This window comes from Pantoea sp. X-Soil-ISGK-275 (assembly GCF_059730795.1).
Genome location: NZ_AP035976.1, coordinates 2,921,778 through 2,941,189 on the forward strand (window position 1 = coordinate 2,921,778; position 19,412 = coordinate 2,941,189).

Genomic DNA, 19,412 nt, shown 5'->3' on the forward strand with positions numbered 1-19,412 from the left:
TCAGGCGCTCAAAAGAAGGCGTCAGGATGGCGGCGCACATTAAATTGTGATGTTCTGCTGTGGCCGTGGCTCCATCCGTGTACGGGAAGCTTAAACTTCGTCTGGCGATCTCAGGTTGGTGACGGCAATACGCTCGCCACGCTTTCTTTCACGCTCTGGCTGCATATTGGCGCGATAAACCCCCTGATCACCGACCACCCACGACAGTGGACGACGCTCTTTACCAATCGACTCGCGCAGCAGCAACAACGCCTGCATATACGCTTCTGGACGCGGCGGGCAGCCGGGAATGTACACGTCAACCGGCAGAAATTTATCCACGCCCTGCACCACCGAGTAGATGTCGTACATGCCACCCGAGTTAGCGCAAGCGCCCATGGAAATCACCCATTTCGGCTCCAGCATCTGGTCATATAAACGCTGAATAACCGGCGCCATTTTGGTAAATGGCGTACCGGCGATCACCATGAAGTCAGCCTGACGTGGCGAGGCGCGCATTACTTCGGCACCAAAACGTGCCACGTCGTGCACCGCGGTGAAGGAGGTGGTCATTTCCACGTAGCAACAGGAAAGGCCGAAGTTATACGGCCAGAGAGAATTTTTACGACCCCAGTTCACCATGTCATGCAGGGCGTGCTCGAGCTTGCCCATGTAGACGCTGCGGTGAACATGTTGTTCCAGCGGATCGGTAACCGTTTCCTGTTTCTGCAGAGGATAACGATCGTTATCGCCGCCCCCGTTCGGGTCTACGCGTGTCAGCGTGTAGTCCATCTTATTGCCTCGCTTTTACTGCTTATGAGGGTTGGTGTGGCTGTGACTGACCGGGACAGATTTGACCACTACGCGACGACGCGCAGGAGCCCAATCCAGCGCACCAATGCGCACCAGATAAACCAGGCCTGCCAAGAGCACCAAAATGAAAATTGCGGCTTCGACAAAGCCGACCCAACCGCTTTCGCGAATGGACGTCGACCATGCGTATAAATAGAGGGCTTCGACGTCGAATATGACGAAGAACATCGCAACCAGATAGAATTTTGCAGAGAGGCGAATATGAGTGTCACCAACCGACTCAATACCCGATTCGAACGGAGTGTCTTTGTGTCGCGCACGCGCGCGACCACCTAACAACCAGCCACCGGTCAACATAAAGGCACACAGGCCGAATGCGATAACGATAAAAACAATAAATGCCCAGTGATGAGCGATCACTTCTGTAGTTGTCGACATACTCTTTGCTTACTCATCAAAAGTGGTGATGGCATCCTGCTCTGTTGCAGCAAACACACCACATCGATTCAAGGGAAGGATAAAAAACCTTATAAATTTTGCTGTCATTAGCAATAAAGCAGCAATTTTATAGGGGTTTTTACTCCTTTCTATAACCTTTTGTCAACTTTGACAAAAGTATCCAAACATTATTTTACAGCTGCATCATATTATTAACATTCAACCCTCTGAGCGCCAGCTAAATCGCTTCAGTTTGTGAGGTTAATTTTAGTGTAGCGGGTATTCACATGCGTGGATCGTGCATTTAACAATCATATTTTGACAGGTCTCGCCCGAGATTCCCCCCCCTTATCAGGGGTATTTTTTTGATCTAAAGCACATAACTGGGTTTTATGCTGCAAAAAACAGCGAAGAGGACGGGCAAGTGCCCCGGAAAAGTTGGCACGAATTGATAAAACCATTCCAAGTTGGATAAAAATGGAACGTGTTTCATATTTAAGAATGAGGTCGAAATAAAGTCGAGGGAATTACATCTAAAATGAAAAGTTTAATGGCATAAAAAAAGCCTTAGCGGGTAATTATCTCGCTAAGACTCGTTTTTATACGTTTTAACAATTAACCGGTATTCCATATGCGAGGAATTACCAGCAACTGTAGCCCTTACTCTTCGTCATCCAGCAGCAAAGTACCGTCTGGATTAGCGCTCAGATTGTAAGGATCATTGGTAGACTGCATGGCATTGAAGATGGCCAGAGCCAGTTCGTTATCGCTGTCTGGATTGCGGCACAGCAGATATTGAGTATCCGGTAGCACTGGCAAACCTTCTGCCGCGCCCATCACTCGCAATTCTGGGCTCATCATCTCGACCGGACGCGCTGTCACACCCAAGCCCGCTTTAACCGCCGCACGAACGGCAGCCAGCGTAGAGGCAACATACGAGATGCGCCACGGAATGCCAGCTTCGTTGAGGTGATCAATCGCCATATCGCGATACGGGCTTGGCTCATCCAGCAGGACCAAAGGAATGGCTTCCCCGCGCTGGAAGATATAATCTGCCGCGCAGTACCACAACGTTGGCGAAGTACGCAGTACCTGATGAGTAAAGTTTCCTGGGCTGGACGTCGTCACAACCAGATCGACTTCACCTTGATTAAGCATTTCCATCATGAACGGGTTGCGCTTAACACGCACATCAATGGCCAGCTTCGGATAGACCGACGTTACGCGGTTAAGCAGGAACGGCAGAATGGTATCTGAGGTATCATCTGAAGCGCCAATGGTCAGAACGCCCTGGATGTTGCTGTACATTAAAGAGGTGCAAGCTTCGTCATTAAAACGAAGGATTTTCCTGGCGTAACCCAGCAGTTGAATGCCATGCTCCGTCAGCAATTTATTACGTCCATGTCTGGCAAACAGCTCTTTACCTACCAATTGTTCCAGACGTTGCATCTGCTGGCTCACTGCTGACTGCGTTCTGCACACGGCGGCAGCGGCTGCTGCAAAAGTGTTCAGATCGGCAACGGCAACGAATGTACGCAGCAGATCGAGGTCGAGATTCAGTATCGGACGATTTGCATTAGTCATGTTTTTTCTTCACTTATAAGATTTTTTTAAAACTACTACCCTGGTGTATTACCCGACTTATCAAAGAGATAAGAGGCAATGGTGCTTAATGACAGCCCTGTGTGGAGCTGCCATGAAAAAATTTTGTCAGGCGGATGCCGACGATCGCACCACTCTGAGATCAGAGCAGCGTCGTCATTATAGACAGCAGAACTTCTGGGCCGAAAACGTATGTCGTACAGGTGCTGGAAGCTGCGTAGTTGTCTATGTATCCCGCGTAAAGTCCCTGCGGGCTAAAAAGAAATAACATCATGTTATGTAGATGCGAAGCGATAAAGTGCATCAAATAATAAATTATACTTAATCATTTTTACGTTATAAATGGAAATGTTTTTGTTCAAAACATCGCAATTTTTGACCAAAAGCCTTTCCGCACAGATCCTGCCATAACGCTGCTCTTTTTTTAAGCCCTGCAGGTTCTGAATCTTGAGCATCAGCGTTAAAGTGACAGTGTAAATGCTATTTTAAGACTGTTTTACACGATATTAGGTCCGTTACTGACGCTCAATCTCGCCCTTGATAAGTGAATAAGAATGCACTTCATTTTAATACGCCAGCCAGAACTTAATCCTTACCAGACACTTTTTCGCCATCTAACAAGAATCCTTTAACTATTTCGTCTGGTCGCTAATATTTTTTTAAGCCAATTGTGACTGAAAAATTTCTGAATAGTCCCGGATGCGAATGGAAGAAGGCATTTACACGTCAGGCACAGCTTACCAGTGTTTAATCTTATCATTCTTCACATTTGTGGACTAATAAACCAGATTAATTGATTTTCAATGACTTTTACGCCATGCGAAGCGGGAAAGAATGGCAAACGCGCCAAAACCCAGCGGTGCCCTTCTTTTGTTGAGGTGAGAAGAGTAAATTGGGCGAGTTTGATTTTTGGTGGCAGGTTAAAGGACTCTGCCCATAAAGGCGGTAACGATGAATTTTCAAATTGATAAATCCGGCAAGCTGGAAAATGTCTGTTATGACATCCGTGGTCCGGTACTGAAAGAAGCTAAACGTCTTGAAGAAGAAGGCAACAAAGTTCTCAAGCTGAATATCGGCAACCCTGCCCCATTTGGTTTTGAAGCACCTGATGAAATCCTGGTCGATGTCATTCGCAATCTGCCGAGCTCGCAGGGTTATTGCGACTCTAAAGGGCTGTATTCGGCGCGTAAGGCGATCATGCAGCATTACCAGGCGCGTGACATGCGCGATGTCACCGTTGAAGACATCTATATTGGTAACGGCGTATCTGAACTGATTGTGCAAGCGATGCAGGCATTGCTCAACAGCGGCGATGAAATGCTGGTACCTGCACCGGATTATCCGCTGTGGACCGCCGCCGTTTCGCTGTCGAGTGGCAAAGCGGTGCATTATCTGTGTGATGAATCAGCAGGTTGGTTCCCTGATCTGGATGATATCCGTAGCAAGATCACCCCGCGCACCCGTGGCATTGTCATCATTAATCCGAATAACCCGACCGGCGCGGTTTACAGCAAAGAGTTGTTGCTGGAGATTGTTGAAATTGCGCGCCAGCACAATCTGATTATTTTCGCCGATGAAATCTACGACAAGATTCTCTACGACGAAGCACAACATCATTCAATTGCTGCGCTGGCCCCTGATCTGCTGACCGTGACCTTTAACGGCTTATCGAAAACCTATCGCGTGGCGGGCTTCCGTCAGGGCTGGATGGTTTTGAACGGTCCGAAGAAACACGCAAAAGGTTACATTGAAGGGCTGGAAATGCTGGCGTCGATGCGCCTGTGTGCCAACGTTCCGGCACAACATGCGATTCAGACCGCGCTGGGTGGTTATCAAAGTATTAGTGAATTCATCGCGCCCGGCGGCCGTTTGTATGAACAGCGTCAGCGTGCGTGGGAATTAATTAATGATATTCCAGGCGTCAGCTGTGTGAAGCCGCAAGGTGCGCTGTACATGTTCCCGCGAATTGATGCCAGGAAATTCAACATCTTTGACGATCAGAAGATGGTGCTGGATTTCCTGTTGCAAGAGAAAGTGCTGTTGGTTCAGGGCACCGCGTTCAACTGGCCGTGGCCGGATCACGTGCGCATTGTTACGCTGCCGCGCGTGGACGATTTGGAAATGGCCGTCAGCAAGTTTGGTCGTTTCTTACAAGGGTATCGCCAGTAAATTGTGACGCGTATACTGTTCGCATTTCGGGGAAAAGATATCTTCCCCGCCGTGCGAACAGGAACCGTCCATGACTCGTAGCCATTTTTTCGCCCACCTTTCCCGCCTCAAACTAATCAACCGCTGGCCATTGATGCGCAATGTGCGCACTGAAAACGTCTCCGAGCATAGCTTGCAGGTGGCGATGGTTGCTCATGCGCTCGCCATCATCAAAAACAAAAAGTTTAACGGCAATCTCAATGCCGAGCGTATTGCCATGCTGGCGCTTTATCACGATGCCAGCGAAGTGCTGACCGGTGATTTACCGACGCCGGTGAAGTACTACAACGCACAGATTGCCCACGAATACAAAAAGATCGAGAAAATTGCGCAGCAGAAGCTCATTGATATGCTGCCGCCTGAACTGCAGGACGCTTATCGCCCGCTGATTGATGAACATTTGCATACCGAAAGTGAGCAATCCGTGGTGAAGCAGGCGGATGCACTTTGCGCCTACGTGAAGTGTCTGGAAGAATTATCGGCAGGTAATAACGAGTTTCTGCTGGCCAAAGCACGCCTGGAAAAAACCCTCACCCAACGGCGTTCACCGGAAATGGATTATTTTGTTGAGGTCTTTATTCCCAGCTTTAGCCTGTCGCTGGATGAAATATCACAAGACACGCCGCTGTAAAAAAACGGGCCGCATCGGCCCGTTTTTTTATGCGGTGATTGAAAGTGTAAACTCGCCGCTATCTTCTTTGATGACATTAACCGGTTCAAGCGTTGCGACGAGGAAGCTTACTTCATTGAGGCGCGGTGCATTGGCTGGTGCATTCATGGCGATCACCGCACTACCCGCATCCAAACCTGAAATAATGCCCGCCGGCGCATCCTCAACCACTACACACTGCGTCGCTGAAAGCCCCAAACGTTCAGCACCCAGCAAATAAGGCTCGGGATTGGGCTTACCGTGCTTGATGTTCTCAGCGGTAATAAACACTTTTGGCATCGGTAGATTTGCGGCTTTATGGCGCGCGTGGGCGACAGGAATCGAACCCGAGGTCACAATCGCCCACGGAATCTGCAACTCGTTCAACGTTGACAGTAACGCTAATGCACCCGGAATCGCCTGCACGCCTTGCGTGTCTTCCGCTTCAAGACGTTCAAGCCAGAGAAATTCCGCCTGAATAGCCTCTTCAGATTGCCCTGCCATGAAATGGCGCAACGAATTGATGGCGGGCTTCCCGTGTATATAGCTCAGGACCTCTTCCGCCGATAAACCGTGGCGCTCGCCCCACTGTGACCATGCGCGAATCACTGCAGGCAATGAATCCACCAGCGTACCGTCTAAATCAAACAGAAAACCCCTGTACTTCACGCGTCGCTCCTTATTCAGGCATTGATAATCTGCGCGATCTCATTCGCGCTGAGATGATATTGACGCGGGCAAGTGTGCCACACCGTTAGCATGCGTTGGTATTTTTCCCACATCGGCGTTTGAGCATTGAAGCCGTGGGTGCCGGAATCAAAGTGGGTATAGCGCCCTTCAACATTCACCATAAAGCGCACGTAGCCGAGATAGCGCGCTTCGGTAGCCGCATCAAAACCAAGAAAAGCCAGGCGGCGCTCGTCAATCGCGCTGCCATCTTTGAGATTCGACCAGGAAACATGCAGCGCATGGTGCATTTCCATAATATCGATCAGCAGGCGACAGGTCGCTTCAGTTAGCTCGCCGAACTCTTTATCGAGTTCACGTAACTGCAAGCCATAGCCGCGTTCAATAATGGTCTGATAACGACGATAACGCTCAGCGTTATCAGGCTCCAGCATGGCCATCATTTTGTATTGATTGGAGAGGATCAATCGTTGGGCGTGGGTCATTTCCATGGTTTGCTCCCGGGCCAGACGGCCGCTTAAGATTTAAACAATGAAGAAATGATTACACAAGGAGAGTGATGCGTGTATGTCCGCACCACTTTTCTTTGATTTGAACCGGGATTTGGCTCAAATTCTCTAAAAGATAAAGGCGTCAGCAGATCAAAGATCGTCGAGGAAAGTGCGATCGAGCTGTTTGAAGGCCCGTTTCAACACATCGGCGAGCGACTGATATGTCGGCTTACCATCAACCGGTGCAATTGCCTGCCCCGCTTCTTCCAGCTTGGTGCGCACTTCATGAAACCACTGCAGCAACGTCGGCGGCAACGGCGTCACAGAACGTTTCCCCAACCACCATAATCCTTGCATCGGCAGGCTGCAGGCAAACAGCGCGGTGGCAATTGCTGGACCGAGTTGTCCACCCATCGCGATTTGCCACGTCAGCGTGAAAATCGCCAGCGGCGGCATAAAACGAATGGCAAAGCGGGTTGCATTGACCACGCGATTTTCAGGAAACACCGACGCCAGGCGCTTGTCTGCAGGCCAGGTCTTCATGTATCGCTGTCCGCGCTGGAACAAGCCGAACCAGCCGGGATTGTCTGTCTCATTCGCCATGATAGACCTCAACTAAATCTGCAATATTTAAAATAAACCGATAACTACACAACTTTACGTGACATCCTTCAAAAGTTTTTGTCTTTGCGGGTGACTGTGAGTATTCTGACGCCGTTTCAGTAACATTACCGGAAGCTTTAGCTCAATAATAGAGCGGCCAGAGCCATGTTTCGCTAAGTGCTTATCAAAAATAAGCGTAAAATCACCAAAATTTTTTGCATGTCAGTGAAATTTTGACTAGCACATGATGTTTATCATTAACCTACCAGCTTTCATGGGCTACGCTGTTAGTCTGATTGCGTTTTTTTTAGCCACTATTTAACAAAATAGGTACTTCCATGTCGACGAAGTTAGTTCTGGTTCTGAACTGCGGCAGTTCTTCACTTAAGTTTGCCATCCTTAACCCTGTTACCGGCGACGAATACTTGTCCGGTCTGGCTGAATGCTTCCACTTACCGGAAGCACGCATTAAGTGGAAACTGGACGGCAGCAAACAAGAAGCTCAGCTTGGCGCGGGTGCGGCACACAGCGAAGCACTGAACTTTATGGTTAAAACTATTCTGGCACAAAAACCAGAGCTTTCGGCACAAATCGCTGCAATCGGCCATCGTATTGTTCACGGCGGCGAGCAGCTGACCAAATCGGTAGTCATCGACGAATCCGTTATTCAAGGCATTAAAGACGCCTCTTCATTTGCGCCACTGCACAATCCTGCGCATCTGATCGGTATAGATGAAGCGCTGAAAAACTTCCCGCATCTTTCCGATAAAAATGTGGCGGTTTTTGACACCGCATTCCATCAGACAATGCCGGAAGAGTCCTATCTCTATGCTCTGCCGTACAAATTGTATAAAGAGCACGGCGTTCGTCGCTACGGCGCACACGGCACCAGCCACTACTATGTGACGCAGGAAGCCGCGAAAATGCTGAACAAACCGGTTAGCGAACTGAACATCATCACTTGCCACCTCGGCAATGGCGGTTCTGTTTCTGCTATTCGCAACGGCCAGTGTGTTGATACCTCAATGGGCCTGACGCCGCTGGAAGGTTTGGTGATGGGCACCCGCAGCGGTGACATTGATCCGGCCATTATCTTCTTCCTGCATGATTCCCTGGGCATGAGCGTTGATTCCATCAACAAGCTGCTGACCAAAGAGTCTGGCCTGTTAGGTTTGACCGAAGTCACCAGCGACTGCCGCTATGTGGAAGACAATTACGCCACCAAAGAAGATGCCAAGCGTGCGATGGATGTGTTCTGCCACCGTCTGGCGAAGTACATCGGCAGCTACACCGCGCTGATGGAAGGCCGTCTGGACGCCGTGGTCTTCACCGGCGGTATCGGTGAAAACGCCGCGATGGTGCGCGAGCTGGCGCTGCAAAAACTGGGTCTGCTCGGCTTCGAAGTTGATCATGAGCGCAACCTGGCGGCACGCTTTGGCAAATCTGGCTTCATCAACAAAGAAGGCACGCGCCCGGCCGTGGTGATCCCAACCAACGAAGAGTTGGTGATTGCTCAAGACGCCGCACGTCTCACCGCTTAAACCCACTTCTCTCCGTCAGCTTAGGCTGACGGAGTTGTTTTAGACAGTCTGCAACACCTGAGAGGTTTCTATCGTGTCACGTACAATTATGCTCATTCCTACCGGCACCAGCGTCGGTCTGACCAGCGTCAGCCTCGGCGTGATCCGTGCCATGGAGCGCAAAGGCGTGCGCCTGAGCGTATTCAAGCCGATTGCCCAGCCACGTGCGGGCGGCGATGCGCCAGACCAAACCACCAGCATTATCCGTAAAAGCTCCGCGATTCCTGCCGCTGAACCGCTGCAGATGTCACGCGTTGAGTCGCTGCTCGGTTCTAACCAGCAAGACGTGCTGATGGAAGAGATCATTGCCAACTACCACGCGAACGCCAAAGACGCGGAAGTGGTGCTGGTTGAAGGTCTGGTACCAACGCGTAAACATCAGTTCGCCTCTGCGCTGAACTATGAGATCGCCAAAACCCTGAACGCAGAAATCGTCTTCGTGATGTCGCTGGGCAACGATTCTCCGGCGCAACTGAAAGAGCGTATCGAACTGACGCAAAGCAGCTTTGGCGGCAGCAAGAACAAAAACATCACTGGCGTGATCATCAACAAACTCAATGCGCCGGTGGATGAGCAAGGCCGTACGCGCCCGGATCTGTCAGAGATTTTCGATGACTCCACTAAAGCCAGCATCGCCAACGTCGATCCTAAGCAGCTGTTTGCGAACAGCCCGCTGCCGGTATTGGGTTGTGTGCCGTGGAGCTTTGATCTGATTGCTACCCGCGCCATCGATATGTGCCGTCACCTGAACGCCGATATCATCAACGAAGGTGAAATCCAGACGCGCCGTGTGAAATCCGTGACCTTCTGTGCGCGTAGCATTCCGCACATGCTGGAGCACTTCCGTCCGGGTTCACTGCTGGTGACTTCCGCCGATCGTCCTGATGTGCTGGTTGCCGCCTGTTTAGCCGCGATGAATGGCGTTGAAATCGGTGCAGTGCTGTTGACCGGTGGATATCAGATTGAAGCGCCAATCGCACGCCTGTGCGAACGTGCGTTCCAGACCGGCCTGCCGGTCTTTATGGTGAAAACCAACACCTGGCAGACGTCGCTCAGCCTGCAGAGCTTCAACCTGGAAGTGCCGACTGACGATACGCAGCGCATCGAAAAAGTGCAGGAGTACGTGGCCAGCTTCATCAACGAGGATTGGGTGGAATCACTGACCGCGACCTCAGAACGCAGCCGTCGCCTGTCTCCACCGGCATTCCGTTACCAACTCACCGAGCTGGCGCGCAAAGCCGGCAAACGCATCGTGCTGCCAGAAGGCGACGAGCCACGTACCGTCAAAGCCGCAGCGATTTGCGCCGAACGCGGCATCGCCACCTGTGTGCTGCTCGGCAACCCGGAAGAGATTCAGCGCGTTGCGGCGGCGCAAGGTGTTGAACTCGGCAAAGGCATCGTGATTGTCGATCCAGAAGTGGTGCGCGAAAACTATGTGCCGCGTCTGGTTGAGCTGCGTAAGAGCAAAGGCATGACCGAAGTGGTGGCGCAGGAGCAGCTGGAAGACAACGTGGTGCTCGGCACCATGATGCTGGAGAGCGGCGAAGTTGACGGTCTGGTATCCGGCGCGGTTCACACCACGGCGAACACCATTCGTCCACCGCTGCAGCTGATCAAAACCGCGCCAAACAGCTCGCTGGTGTCGTCGGTGTTCTTCATGCTGCTGCCGGAGCAGGTTCTGGTGTATGGCGACTGCGCCATCAACCCGGATCCCAATCCAGAACAGCTGGCAGAAATTGCGATTCAGTCTGCCGATTCAGCCAAAGCCTTCGGTATCGATCCACGCGTCGCAATGATCTCCTACTCCACCGGTAACTCCGGTGCCGGTAGCGACGTTGAGAAAGTGCGTGAAGCCACGCGCATCGCGCAGGAAAAACGCCCGGATCTGGTTATCGATGGTCCGCTGCAGTACGACGCCGCGATTATGGAAGACGTCGCCAAATCCAAAGCGCCAAACTCTGCGGTTGCCGGTCGCGCTACCGTGTTCATCTTCCCGGATCTGAACACCGGTAACACCACTTACAAAGCGGTACAGCGTTCTGCCGACCTGATCTCCATCGGGCCGATGCTGCAAGGCATGCGTAAGCCGGTGAACGACCTGTCACGCGGCGCCCTGGTGGATGACATCGTCTACACCATCGCATTGACGGCGATTCAGTCCCAGCAGGCCGAAGGCTAGTCCCTTCCCGGCCCGGCAAAAAAGCATGCACTTCGGTGCGTGCTTTTTTTTGCCCCGCACTTCACTGGCATAAACCCTGCGCTGCGCTAACACTGATTGAAGTCTGCCGCTAATTGCGAGGTGAATAATGAGCAACAGTGATGTGCACAGCCGTCGTTTACAAGCCACGCCGCGTGGCGTGGGTGTGATGTGTGATTTCTATGCGGTGAAAGCCGAGAACGCCACGGTGTGGGATCAGCATGGCCGCGAATATACCGATTTTGCCGCAGGCATCGCGGTGCTTAACACCGGACATCGTCACCCGAAAGTGATGGCGGCGGTACAGCAGCAGCTTGAATGTTTTACCCACACCGCATTTCAAATCATCCCTTATGAGAACTACATTCACCTGGCTGAGCGGCTTAATGCGTTAGTACCGATTAACGGCGCGGTGAAAACCACCTTTTTCTCGACCGGTGCAGAAGCGGTCGAAAACGCGGTGAAAATTGCGCGTGCGGCCACCGGTCGTCCCGGCATCATCGCCTTCACCGGTGCGTTTCACGGTCGTACCAATATGACAATGTCGCTAACCGGTAAAGTGGTGCCGTATAAAACCGGCTTCGGCCCCTTCGCCAGCCCGGTGTTTCACGCGCGCTATCCCAACGCGCTGCACAACGTCACCGTTAGTGATGCGCTCGACAGCCTGGAAGCGATTTTCCGCAGCGATATCAGTCCGCAGCAGGTGGCGGCCATTATCTTTGAACCGGTTCAGGGCGAAGGCGGTTTCTACAGTGCGCCGCCAGAGTTTGTCGTAGCACTGCGTGAGTTATGCGATCGTCACGGCATTCTGCTGATCGCCGATGAGATTCAGAGCGGTTTTGCGCGCACCGGCAAGCTGTTCGCCAGCGACTATTACGCCGTGCAGCCCGATCTTATTACCATGGCAAAAAGTCTCGCTGGCGGCTTTCCGCTCTCGGCGGTATCGGGACGCGCAGAAGTCATGGATGTGCCAGAACCCGGCGGCCTGGGCGGAACCTATGCTGGCAGTCCAACGGCGATTGCGGCGGCGCTGGCGGTGTTAGAGATTATCGAAGAGGAAGCGCTGTGCAACCGTGCCAATCAATTAGGCAGCCGATTAAAACAGGTTTTACAGCGTGCGGAGTGTAAAGCGCTGGCGGAGATACGCGGATACGGTTCGATGATAGCGGCGGAATTCAATGATGGGGCGGGTAAGCCGTCGGCGGAGATTGCTAAAGCTATTCAGCAGCAGGCGCTGCAACAAGGTTTGATTCTTCTCACCTGCGGCGTGTACGGCAACGTGATTCGCTTCCTCTACCCGCTGACCATTCCCGATGCGCAGTTTGAGGATGCTTTGACGCTGTTGACGGGTATTCTGCGGGAACATTAACAATGTGTATAAGGTCGCCATAAATGGCGACCTTATGGCATGATTATGCTTCACTGCTCTGCTTACGACGAGCAGCGTCGCTGTTACGGCTCAGCCACAATGACAACGCCTTAAGCGAATCATCGGTGAACTCATCACAGCGTGCGGTGATCTCTTCCGGCGTCATCCAGAAGATCTCGTCTACTTCCTCTTCCTGCATAGCAAACGGACCATGGGAAACGCAGCTGAACAGCCCGCCCCATACGCGGCAATGCTGATCTTCAAAGTAGAACTGTCCGTGCTCGGCGAACGGAACGGCCGCAATACCCAACTCCTCTTCCGCTTCACGACGCGCCGATTCCAGCAGGTCTTCTCCGCTCTGCACCACGCCACCGGCAGTGGCATCCAGCATACCCGGCATGAAGTCTTTGATTTCAGTGCGACGCTGCACCAGAATTTTGCCCATGCCATCGTGCACCACAATATAGGTCGCACGATGACGCAGACACTGCGCACGCATTTGCGCACGGCTGGCCTGCGCAATGACTTCGTTCTCTTCGTTAACGATATCAACCCACTCGATACCGTCACCTGCCGTTTGATCCACCATCCGTAACCCTTTTGTGTTTTCGGCGTGCCCAGCACGCGCCTGTTTGCCATGCTTTATTAGAATAGGCGGTAAGGTAAAGCGTTCTTTTCGCCATCGCAAGGCGCATCGTGCTCAGCGTGTTTTACCGGATTCCGCTAACCAGAGTTGCACCGAAGCACGCTGCCACTGGAACTCAGCATAGTGCTGTAACTTCACTGGTAGCGCATCGCCGTGCAGCGCCAGACGATTAATCATCACGGCTAAATCGGTATCCGCAATCGACCATTCGCCAAACAGATTTTGCTGTCCGTCAGGCAAAAGGCGCTGCACCGCAGCAATGAGTTTATTAGCGGCTTGCTCACCGGCTGGCGTAAGCGGCGCAAAACGTTCGCCAGCAAACAGCACTTCAGTGGGGCGCTCTGAGCGCAGTGCCATCAAATCGCTGCGCAACCACGCCTGCACTTCGCGCGCATGCGCGCGTTTCTCACGATCGCGCGGATAGAGCCGCTCGAACTCTGGTGCCGGAAAACGCTCTTCCAGATACTCGGCAATCGCTGATGATTCCGTCAGCAGCACATCATCGATTTGCAGCGTCGGCACGCGGCAGGTCAGCGACAGTGCGCGGTACTCATCATCCCACTGCGCATTCTGCGATAAATCGACGCGCTTCAGGGTGAAGGGAATGCCCTTCTCGGTTAGCGCAACATAAACCGACATGGCGTAAGGACTGAAAAAGCAAGAATCTGACCACAAGGTAATGGTTGGATAATTCATTGGCTGCCTCAGGAAAGCGTCAGGTGTGCATCATGTTTACCGATTTTTATTTGTGAAGGCAATGGTGCGCTGGTCGGATCTTTAGCTGCTAAGACCAGCGCTGACTTTTCCTTTTTCTTCATAAGCGTAAGCAGAGTCACGCCGCGCGCACGCTTCTCTTCTATGCTCAATCTGAGCAGATAAAAAATGACAAGGAGGCTCAACATGCATTTACTGATCACCGGCGGCACCGGCCTGATTGGCCGCCACCTGATTCCGCGTTTGTTGCAGCTTGGCCATCAGGTGAGCGTTGTGACGCGCGATGTCGCCGCCGCACGCGAGAAACTCGACGCCAGCGTCGCGCTGTGGTCCGGCATCCATCAGCAAACTGATTTAAATGGCATTGATGGTGTTATCAATCTCGCGGGCGAACCGATCGCCGATAAACGCTGGACCGAACAGCAGAAGCAGCGGCTATGCGAAAGCCGCTGGCAGATTACCGAGCAACTGGTGTCGCTGATTCATGCCAGCAGCAATCCCCCACAATTTTTGATTTCCGGCTCGGCTACCGGCTTTTATGGCGATACCGGCGATTTGGTGCTGACCGAAGAGGATCCGGGGCACGACGAGTTTACCCATGCGCTGTGCGCCCGTTGGGAGCAACTGGCGCTGACTGCACAGAGCGATCGCACCCGCGTCTGCCTAATGCGAACTGGCGTGGTGCTGGCGAAAGAAGGTGGCGCGTTATCGAAGATGAAACTGCCGTTTAAGCTTGGCGTCGGCGGCCCAATTGGCAGCGGCAAACAGTATCTGCCGTGGATTCACATCGACGATTTAGTTAACGCGATGCTGTGGTTGATCGACCATGCTGAACTGCGCGGCCCCTTCAACATGGTTGCGCCCTATGCGGTGCGCAATGAGCAGTTCGCCGCCACGCTCGGCCATGTAATGCATCGTCCGGCCTTTATGCGCACGCCAGCCAGCGCCATCAAGCTGATGATGGGGGAATCGGCGGTGCTGGTGCTCGGCGGACAACATGTGTTGCCGAAGCGCTTAGAAGAGTCAGGCTTTGGTTTTCGCTGGTACGACTTAGAGGAAGCCTTGCGGGATGTCGTGTAGGGGCGCCATTAATGGCGCCCGCCTATCACAGATTAACTCCTTTGCTGCGCCACCCGTGATTTCACTGCAGCCGGTTCATGCGCATGTCCCGGCTGCGGCACACGAATAATAAAGGTCAGTACACCAGCAAACACATACAGCGCGGTATACGCCCACACCACGCCAACGATATCGAAAAACGGCAACATCACCGAAGCGATCGCAGGCGCAACAAAGTTACTTAGTCCAGCCGACAGATTGTAAATGGATACCGCAGCACCTTTATGATGCGGCTCGAGCGTTGGAAACACTGCAGTCATCGGCACAAAGGCCGCAACAAAAATCCCCAACATCACCGCCGGAATCAACGCCACCCAGAAGTTATGTCCGGCATACAGCGGCAGATAGTAAAACGCCAGACTGGAAATCGCCATACCGAGGCAACCAAACCAGCGCACCTGACGGATCCAACCCAGCTTCTCGCCGGTAATGCCCCAGAAAATGTTGGTAAAAATGGTGACGAAGAAGAACACCGCCCAGATTTGCAGCCACTCGGAAATGGTAAAACCAAGGCGATCAACAAACAGTAGCGGCATGATAATGGCAAAACCAAACAACGACAGCGTGTTGATGATGCGAATTAAACAGGCATAAAACACGTGCTGGTTGGTAAACAGAATGGTTACCGCGCGCGACATTTCGGTCATTTTGTCGCGCATCGGCAAATTGACGCGCGAACGGTCAACCGGCACATGACGCAAGCTGAAGTAAGCCAGCACGCCACCGCAGGCAACCCAAATGATCGCCAGCCACAGCGTACCGGTTTCGCCCAGCATCGGGATGGTCAGACTCGGCAAATAGCTGCCAACCACACCGATGCCGACGGAATACATCGCCCAGAACCAACCGGTGGCGGCCGCCAGTTTTTCACGCGGCAGCACCTGTACCAGCATCATCATGAATGAGTAAATGAATAGCGGATACGCCAGACCGCGAATGCCGTAGAACAGCACCATCAGCGGATAGTTGCGCATGCCAAGACCCAACGACATAAACAGCGTGTGCATCACGATCCACAGCACGAAACCAATCATCATGGCACGCTGAGGCGTAATCAGTTCCGCCACCACGCCCGATGCCCAGGCTGCCAATGCCGCCGCCAGTCCGTAGAAGGTAAACACCACCGCTGACTGCGCCGGCGTGAAGCCCATATCGGTGATATGGCGCGATAGAAACGCCATTTCAAAGCCGTCACCCGCCATAAAAATAGCAATGGCGAGGAAGCCCCAGAACATCTTTTTCGGTAAGCCAAACCAGTAATCATTCGATTGCATCTCATTCATCCTCTGTCTGGAATTATTCAGGTAGCAATGCTCGCGCCTGCTGTTGTTGGGCATAGAGCGTGCGGAACAGCTGCAATCGCTGCTGCAGCACCTCGCCACGCGCAGCATCTGGCTGATAACGCGCCTGCACCGGCGGTTTAAGGCAAACTTCGCTCTCCACACCACCCGCGGCCAGCCACGCCAGACGCGCAGCTCCTAAAGCGCCGGACGCGCTGGCGGGATGCGTGACGATCGGCAGTTGCAGCACATCGGCGATCAACTGCGCCCACAGCGTGCTGCGCGCCCCGCCGCCGGTCAGGCTGCACTGCTGAATCTGGCGCTGCGCATCGCCGAGCACCGCGAAACCGTCGGCCAGACCAAATGCCACGCCTTCAATCACCGCGTAGCCGAGCAGCGCGCGTGGCGTTTCATGGCGCAGATTGAAGAAAGAACCGGAGGCGTCAGGATCGTTGTGCGGTGTGCGTTCACCGGAGAGATAGGGCAGGAAAACCGGCGCATGCCGCCGCTGTTCCTCGCTGAGCTGTGCCATCTCTTCCATTAATTGGCTTTCGGTCACTGATAGCAGATTGCACAGCCAGCGCAGGCAGCTGGCGGCACTGAGCATCACGCTCATCTGGTGCCAGCGTTCGGGCAAGGCGTGGCAGAAAGCGTGCACGCCCGATTGCGGATCGGCCAGTAAGCGATCGTTGACCACAAAGATCACGCCGGAGGTTCCCAGCGAGATAAAGGCATCGCCCGGATTGACCGCGCCAACGCCGACTGCCGAAGCAGCATTGTCGCCCGCGCCGCCCGCCACGCAGACTGCGGCCGATAAACCCCATTCACTTGCCAGATCGGCTTTTAATGTGGCGCTGACGACGCTGCCTTCCACAAGCTCCGGCATGTTGGCGCGCGTCAGTCCAGTGATAGCCAGCAATTCGTCAGACCAGTCGCGCTTTGCTACGTCAAGCCACAGCGTGCCCGCCGCATCTGAAGGTTCACTGACAAAGCGTCCAGTCAAACGCCAGCGCAGATAATCTTTCGGCAGCAGCACTTTGTCGATGCGACGGAAAATCTCTGGCTCATGTTCCGCCACCCAACGCAGTTTGGGTGCGGTAAAGCCCGGCATGATCATATTGCCGCTAACTTGCATCATCTCTGGATGTTGCCTGCTCAACGCTTCACACTGCGGCGCGCTGCGCGTGTCATTCCACAGAATGCACGGACGCAGCACCTCGCCCTGCGCATCCAGCAGCACCGCGCCGTGCATTTGTCCCGACAAGCCAATGGCGCGAATCTCGCTCCACGCCTGTGCAGCCTGCTGGCGTAATCCAGCAAGCACTTCACCACACGCTTGCCACCAGCGTTCTGGATCTTGCTCCGCCCAGTGTGCATGCGGGCGCTGCACGTTGAGCGTGGCGTGATTCGAGGCGATGATCTCGCCCTGCGCATTGATGATCAGCGCTTTGAGCTCCGAAGTACCAATATCCATTCCCAGATACATGCTGCGCTCCTTACACTGCGGCCAGCGCGCGTTCTGGCTGTTTCAGCCACAGCTGCAGATCCGCCACGCTGCGCGTCACCAGCGCATGAAACGCCTTCTCCTGTGCCAGCTCGCCAAACAGCGCGCTATCGCTGAGGAAAGCGTTCAGTGCATCAGAGCGGCTAAACTGCTGGCGCAGCGCATCGGCTTGCAGCACGCCATCCTGATAGGTGTAAGGCAAATCATCACTGGCCCAGCGCTGCAGGAACAGGAAGAACAGCGCAGGCAGCACCGCGGTGGCCGCTGGTTCTGCGCCGCGTTGATAGCATTCGCGCAGAGTTGGCGTCACCATGCCGGGGATTTTCGACAAACCATCAGCACCTACACGCTGGTTGGTGTCTTTGATATAGGGATTACTGAAGCGCGCCAGAACCACATCGCGGTACTCAGCCAAATTCAGCGGGCTTGGCGACAGCGATGGCATCACATCCTGCGTCACGTAGTCATATGCCAGTTGATAGATGGTTGGCTGACGCATGCTGTCATCGATGTAATTGAGGCCAATCAGCGTGCCTGCCCAGGCAATCGCCGCATGCGTGGCGTTGAGGATACGGATTTTCGCCTCTTCCCACGGCAATACCGATTCCACCAGTTCAACGCCAACCTTCTCCAGCGCCGGGCGACCGGCAATGAAGTCATCTTCAATCACCCATTGAATAAAAGATTCGGCCATCACCGCCGCGCCATCGTCTTTACCGGTGGCGGCCTTGACGCGCTCAGCCACATCCGGCGTCGGGCGCGGCGTAATGCGATCCACCATGGTATTGGGCGATGTGGTATTTTCGCGCACCCAATTCGCTAAGGCGTTATCGCCTTTGGCCGCAAGAAACGCCAGGAAGCCGTGACGGAAACGTTCGCCGTTGTGGCGCAGGTTATCGCAGTTGAGCAGCGTAACCGGCGCGCCACCGTTCGCCACGCGCTGCGTGAGGATGCGCGCCAGCGCGCCATAAATCGTGCGGATGTCGCCTTTCACATCGGCCTGTACATCCGGTTGCGTCAGGTCCAGTTCGAATTCTGGCGTCAAATAGTAACCGGCTTCAGTGACGGTAAAACCAATCACACGGGTTTCACTTTTCGCACCCTGCTCAACCAGTGCGCTGATATTGCTATCCCACGGCAGGATTTTACGCAGTGAAGTGATGGTTTCGTAGGCCCGTTCGCCCTCTGGCGTCACAGTTTCCAGCACGTACTTGCCATCTTGCGCAGCGAGTTTCTGCAGCAACGGCGCGGCATCCTCGCGGATATTGCCGAGGGCGATGCTCCAGCTGTCATCGCCCTCGGCACGTAATTTATGCAGATACCATGCCTGATGAGCACGGTGAAAAGAGCCTGCGCCGATATGCATCCACACTGATTGATTGGTCATAACTGCCTCAAAATAAACATTTGCCACGATTAAGGGCATTTGCCCGATGACGCGTAGCATAGTGCGAGCCCGCAGCCATGTTCTGCGAGCCAAATCACAATTAATACTTTTGCTCTTTTTTAGGGCTTTTGCTCAGTTAACACTTA

18 protein-coding genes are annotated in these 19,412 nt (G+C 53.5%); 6 read left to right on the forward strand and 12 right to left on the reverse strand.

Features of this window, described 5'->3' with window-relative positions; translation table 11 throughout:
- Positions 1-90: 90 nt before the first annotated feature.
- The 3 genes from AC6I8A_RS13580 to lrhA form a co-directional block, all read right to left on the reverse strand.
- The gene (locus tag AC6I8A_RS13580) at positions 91-771 is read right to left on the reverse strand and encodes a NuoB/complex I 20 kDa subunit family protein (RefSeq protein ID WP_008105151.1); all 681 of its coding nucleotides are present in this window, start codon (positions 769-771) and stop codon (positions 91-93) included.
- 15 nt (positions 772-786) lie between these two features.
- Positions 787-1,230, reverse strand: coding sequence for an NADH-quinone oxidoreductase subunit A (locus tag AC6I8A_RS13585; RefSeq protein WP_007889316.1), 444 nt, complete (start codon positions 1,228-1,230; stop codon positions 787-789).
- A gap of 660 nt (positions 1,231-1,890) precedes the next feature.
- Positions 1,891-2,814: a transcriptional regulator LrhA gene (gene lrhA, locus AC6I8A_RS13590; protein WP_007889314.1), complete on the reverse strand. Its 924-nt coding sequence runs from the start codon at positions 2,812-2,814 to the stop codon at positions 1,891-1,893.
- Between the two features lie 969 nt (positions 2,815-3,783).
- Here lrhA and AC6I8A_RS13595 point away from each other — a divergent pair.
- Complete coding sequence (locus tag AC6I8A_RS13595) at positions 3,784-5,001, forward strand: pyridoxal phosphate-dependent aminotransferase (RefSeq protein WP_256696970.1); 1,218 nt, start codon at positions 3,784-3,786, stop codon at positions 4,999-5,001.
- A gap of 70 nt (positions 5,002-5,071) precedes the next feature.
- Positions 5,072-5,671 carry a 5'-deoxynucleotidase gene (gene yfbR / locus AC6I8A_RS13600; protein ID WP_008105157.1) on the forward strand — a complete coding sequence of 200 codons (600 nt, stop codon included), beginning with the start codon at positions 5,072-5,074 and terminating at the stop codon, positions 5,669-5,671.
- 27 nt (positions 5,672-5,698) lie between these two features.
- On the opposite strand, the gene AC6I8A_RS13605 is transcribed toward yfbR, so the two are convergent.
- The 3 genes from AC6I8A_RS13605 to yfbV form a co-directional block, all read right to left on the reverse strand.
- The gene (locus AC6I8A_RS13605) at positions 5,699-6,358 is read right to left on the reverse strand and encodes a sugar phosphatase (protein ID WP_293792869.1); all 660 of its coding nucleotides are present in this window, start codon (positions 6,356-6,358) and stop codon (positions 5,699-5,701) included.
- Between the two features lie 14 nt (positions 6,359-6,372).
- Positions 6,373-6,867 carry a YfbU family protein gene (locus tag AC6I8A_RS13610; RefSeq protein WP_008105160.1) on the reverse strand — a complete coding sequence of 165 codons (495 nt, stop codon included), beginning with the start codon at positions 6,865-6,867 and terminating at the stop codon, positions 6,373-6,375.
- A 150-nt stretch (positions 6,868-7,017) separates the two neighbouring features.
- Positions 7,018-7,470 (reverse strand): terminus macrodomain insulation protein YfbV, encoded by a 453-nt coding sequence (gene yfbV / locus AC6I8A_RS13615; protein WP_497818671.1) that lies wholly within the window; start codon positions 7,468-7,470, stop codon positions 7,018-7,020.
- Between the two features lie 338 nt (positions 7,471-7,808).
- Here yfbV and ackA point away from each other — a divergent pair, with 338 nt between their 5' ends.
- From ackA to AC6I8A_RS13630, 3 genes are all read left to right on the forward strand, one after another.
- Complete coding sequence (gene ackA / locus AC6I8A_RS13620) at positions 7,809-9,011, forward strand: acetate kinase (protein WP_256696973.1); 1,203 nt, start codon at positions 7,809-7,811, stop codon at positions 9,009-9,011.
- Positions 9,012-9,084: 73 nt separating this feature from the next.
- Positions 9,085-11,229, forward strand: coding sequence for a phosphate acetyltransferase (gene pta / locus AC6I8A_RS13625; protein ID WP_265300472.1), 2,145 nt, complete (start codon positions 9,085-9,087; stop codon positions 11,227-11,229).
- Between the two features lie 127 nt (positions 11,230-11,356).
- Positions 11,357-12,616 (forward strand): 4-aminobutyrate--2-oxoglutarate transaminase, encoded by a 1,260-nt coding sequence (locus tag AC6I8A_RS13630; protein WP_497818672.1) that lies wholly within the window; start codon positions 11,357-11,359, stop codon positions 12,614-12,616.
- A 43-nt stretch (positions 12,617-12,659) separates the two neighbouring features.
- Here AC6I8A_RS13630 and yfcD read toward each other — a convergent pair whose 3' ends face one another.
- The 3 genes from yfcD to AC6I8A_RS13645 form a co-directional block, all read right to left on the reverse strand.
- A complete protein-coding gene (yfcD, locus tag AC6I8A_RS13635) occupies positions 12,660-13,205 on the reverse strand; it encodes an NUDIX hydrolase YfcD (protein WP_007889295.1) in 546 nt (181 codons plus the stop codon).
- A 111-nt stretch (positions 13,206-13,316) separates the two neighbouring features.
- A complete protein-coding gene (yfcF, locus tag AC6I8A_RS13640; RefSeq protein ID WP_154155829.1) occupies positions 13,317-13,958 on the reverse strand; it encodes a glutathione transferase in 642 nt (213 codons plus the stop codon).
- A gap of 8 nt (positions 13,959-13,966) precedes the next feature.
- Positions 13,967-14,164, reverse strand: coding sequence for a hypothetical protein (locus AC6I8A_RS13645; RefSeq protein WP_256696977.1), 198 nt, complete (start codon positions 14,162-14,164; stop codon positions 13,967-13,969).
- On the opposite strand from AC6I8A_RS13645, the gene AC6I8A_RS13650 reads away from it, so the two are divergent.
- Positions 14,163-15,056 (forward strand): TIGR01777 family oxidoreductase, encoded by an 894-nt coding sequence (locus AC6I8A_RS13650; protein ID WP_265300463.1) that lies wholly within the window; start codon positions 14,163-14,165, stop codon positions 15,054-15,056. The two genes, AC6I8A_RS13645 and AC6I8A_RS13650, sit on opposite strands and share 2 nt — an antisense overlap.
- Before the next feature lie 32 nt (positions 15,057-15,088).
- On the opposite strand, the gene AC6I8A_RS13655 is transcribed toward AC6I8A_RS13650, so the two are convergent.
- The 3 genes from AC6I8A_RS13655 to dalD are packed head-to-tail and all read right to left on the reverse strand — an operon-like array spanning position 15,089 to position 19,266.
- Positions 15,089-16,369, reverse strand: a complete 1,281-nt coding sequence (locus AC6I8A_RS13655; RefSeq protein ID WP_265300461.1) for an MFS transporter — start codon at positions 16,367-16,369, stop codon at positions 15,089-15,091.
- A 22-nt stretch (positions 16,370-16,391) separates the two neighbouring features.
- A complete protein-coding gene (gene xylB / locus AC6I8A_RS13660; RefSeq protein ID WP_265300459.1) occupies positions 16,392-17,861 on the reverse strand; it encodes a xylulokinase in 1,470 nt (489 codons plus the stop codon).
- A 10-nt stretch (positions 17,862-17,871) separates the two neighbouring features.
- Positions 17,872-19,266: a D-arabinitol 4-dehydrogenase gene (gene dalD / locus AC6I8A_RS13665; RefSeq protein ID WP_265300456.1), complete on the reverse strand. Its 1,395-nt coding sequence runs from the start codon at positions 19,264-19,266 to the stop codon at positions 17,872-17,874.
- Positions 19,267-19,412 lie beyond the last annotated feature (146 nt).

Excerpts from the sequence above, each read along its gene's own strand:
- xylB (WP_265300459.1), bottom strand. The coding sequence starts at position 17,861 with ATGTATCTGGGAATGGATATTGGTACTTCGGAGCTCAAAGCGCTGATC.
- AC6I8A_RS13595 (WP_256696970.1), top strand. The coding sequence starts at position 3,784 with ATGAATTTTCAAATTGATAAATCCGGCAAGCTGGAAAATGTCTGTTAT.
- dalD (WP_265300456.1), bottom strand. The coding sequence starts at position 19,266 with ATGACCAATCAATCAGTGTGGATGCATATCGGCGCAGGCTCTTTTCAC.
- yfbV (WP_497818671.1), bottom strand. The coding sequence starts at position 7,470 with ATGGCGAATGAGACAGACAATCCCGGCTGGTTCGGCTTGTTCCAGCGC.
- AC6I8A_RS13650 (WP_265300463.1), top strand. The coding sequence starts at position 14,163 with ATGCATTTACTGATCACCGGCGGCACCGGCCTGATTGGCCGCCACCTG.
- AC6I8A_RS13630 (WP_497818672.1), top strand. The coding sequence starts at position 11,357 with ATGAGCAACAGTGATGTGCACAGCCGTCGTTTACAAGCCACGCCGCGT.
- yfcD (WP_007889295.1), bottom strand. The coding sequence starts at position 13,205 with ATGGTGGATCAAACGGCAGGTGACGGTATCGAGTGGGTTGATATCGTT.
- AC6I8A_RS13645 (WP_256696977.1), bottom strand. The coding sequence starts at position 14,164 with ATGTTGAGCCTCCTTGTCATTTTTTATCTGCTCAGATTGAGCATAGAA.
- lrhA (WP_007889314.1), bottom strand. The coding sequence starts at position 2,814 with ATGACTAATGCAAATCGTCCGATACTGAATCTCGACCTCGATCTGCTG.
- AC6I8A_RS13585 (WP_007889316.1), bottom strand. The coding sequence starts at position 1,230 with ATGTCGACAACTACAGAAGTGATCGCTCATCACTGGGCATTTATTGTT.
- ackA (WP_256696973.1), top strand. The coding sequence starts at position 7,809 with ATGTCGACGAAGTTAGTTCTGGTTCTGAACTGCGGCAGTTCTTCACTT.
- AC6I8A_RS13610 (WP_008105160.1), bottom strand. The coding sequence starts at position 6,867 with ATGGAAATGACCCACGCCCAACGATTGATCCTCTCCAATCAATACAAA.
- yfcF (WP_154155829.1), bottom strand. The coding sequence starts at position 13,958 with ATGAATTATCCAACCATTACCTTGTGGTCAGATTCTTGCTTTTTCAGT.
- AC6I8A_RS13580 (WP_008105151.1), bottom strand. The coding sequence starts at position 771 with ATGGACTACACGCTGACACGCGTAGACCCGAACGGGGGCGGCGATAAC.
- yfbR (WP_008105157.1), top strand. The coding sequence starts at position 5,072 with ATGACTCGTAGCCATTTTTTCGCCCACCTTTCCCGCCTCAAACTAATC.
- AC6I8A_RS13655 (WP_265300461.1), bottom strand. The coding sequence starts at position 16,369 with ATGCAATCGAATGATTACTGGTTTGGCTTACCGAAAAAGATGTTCTGG.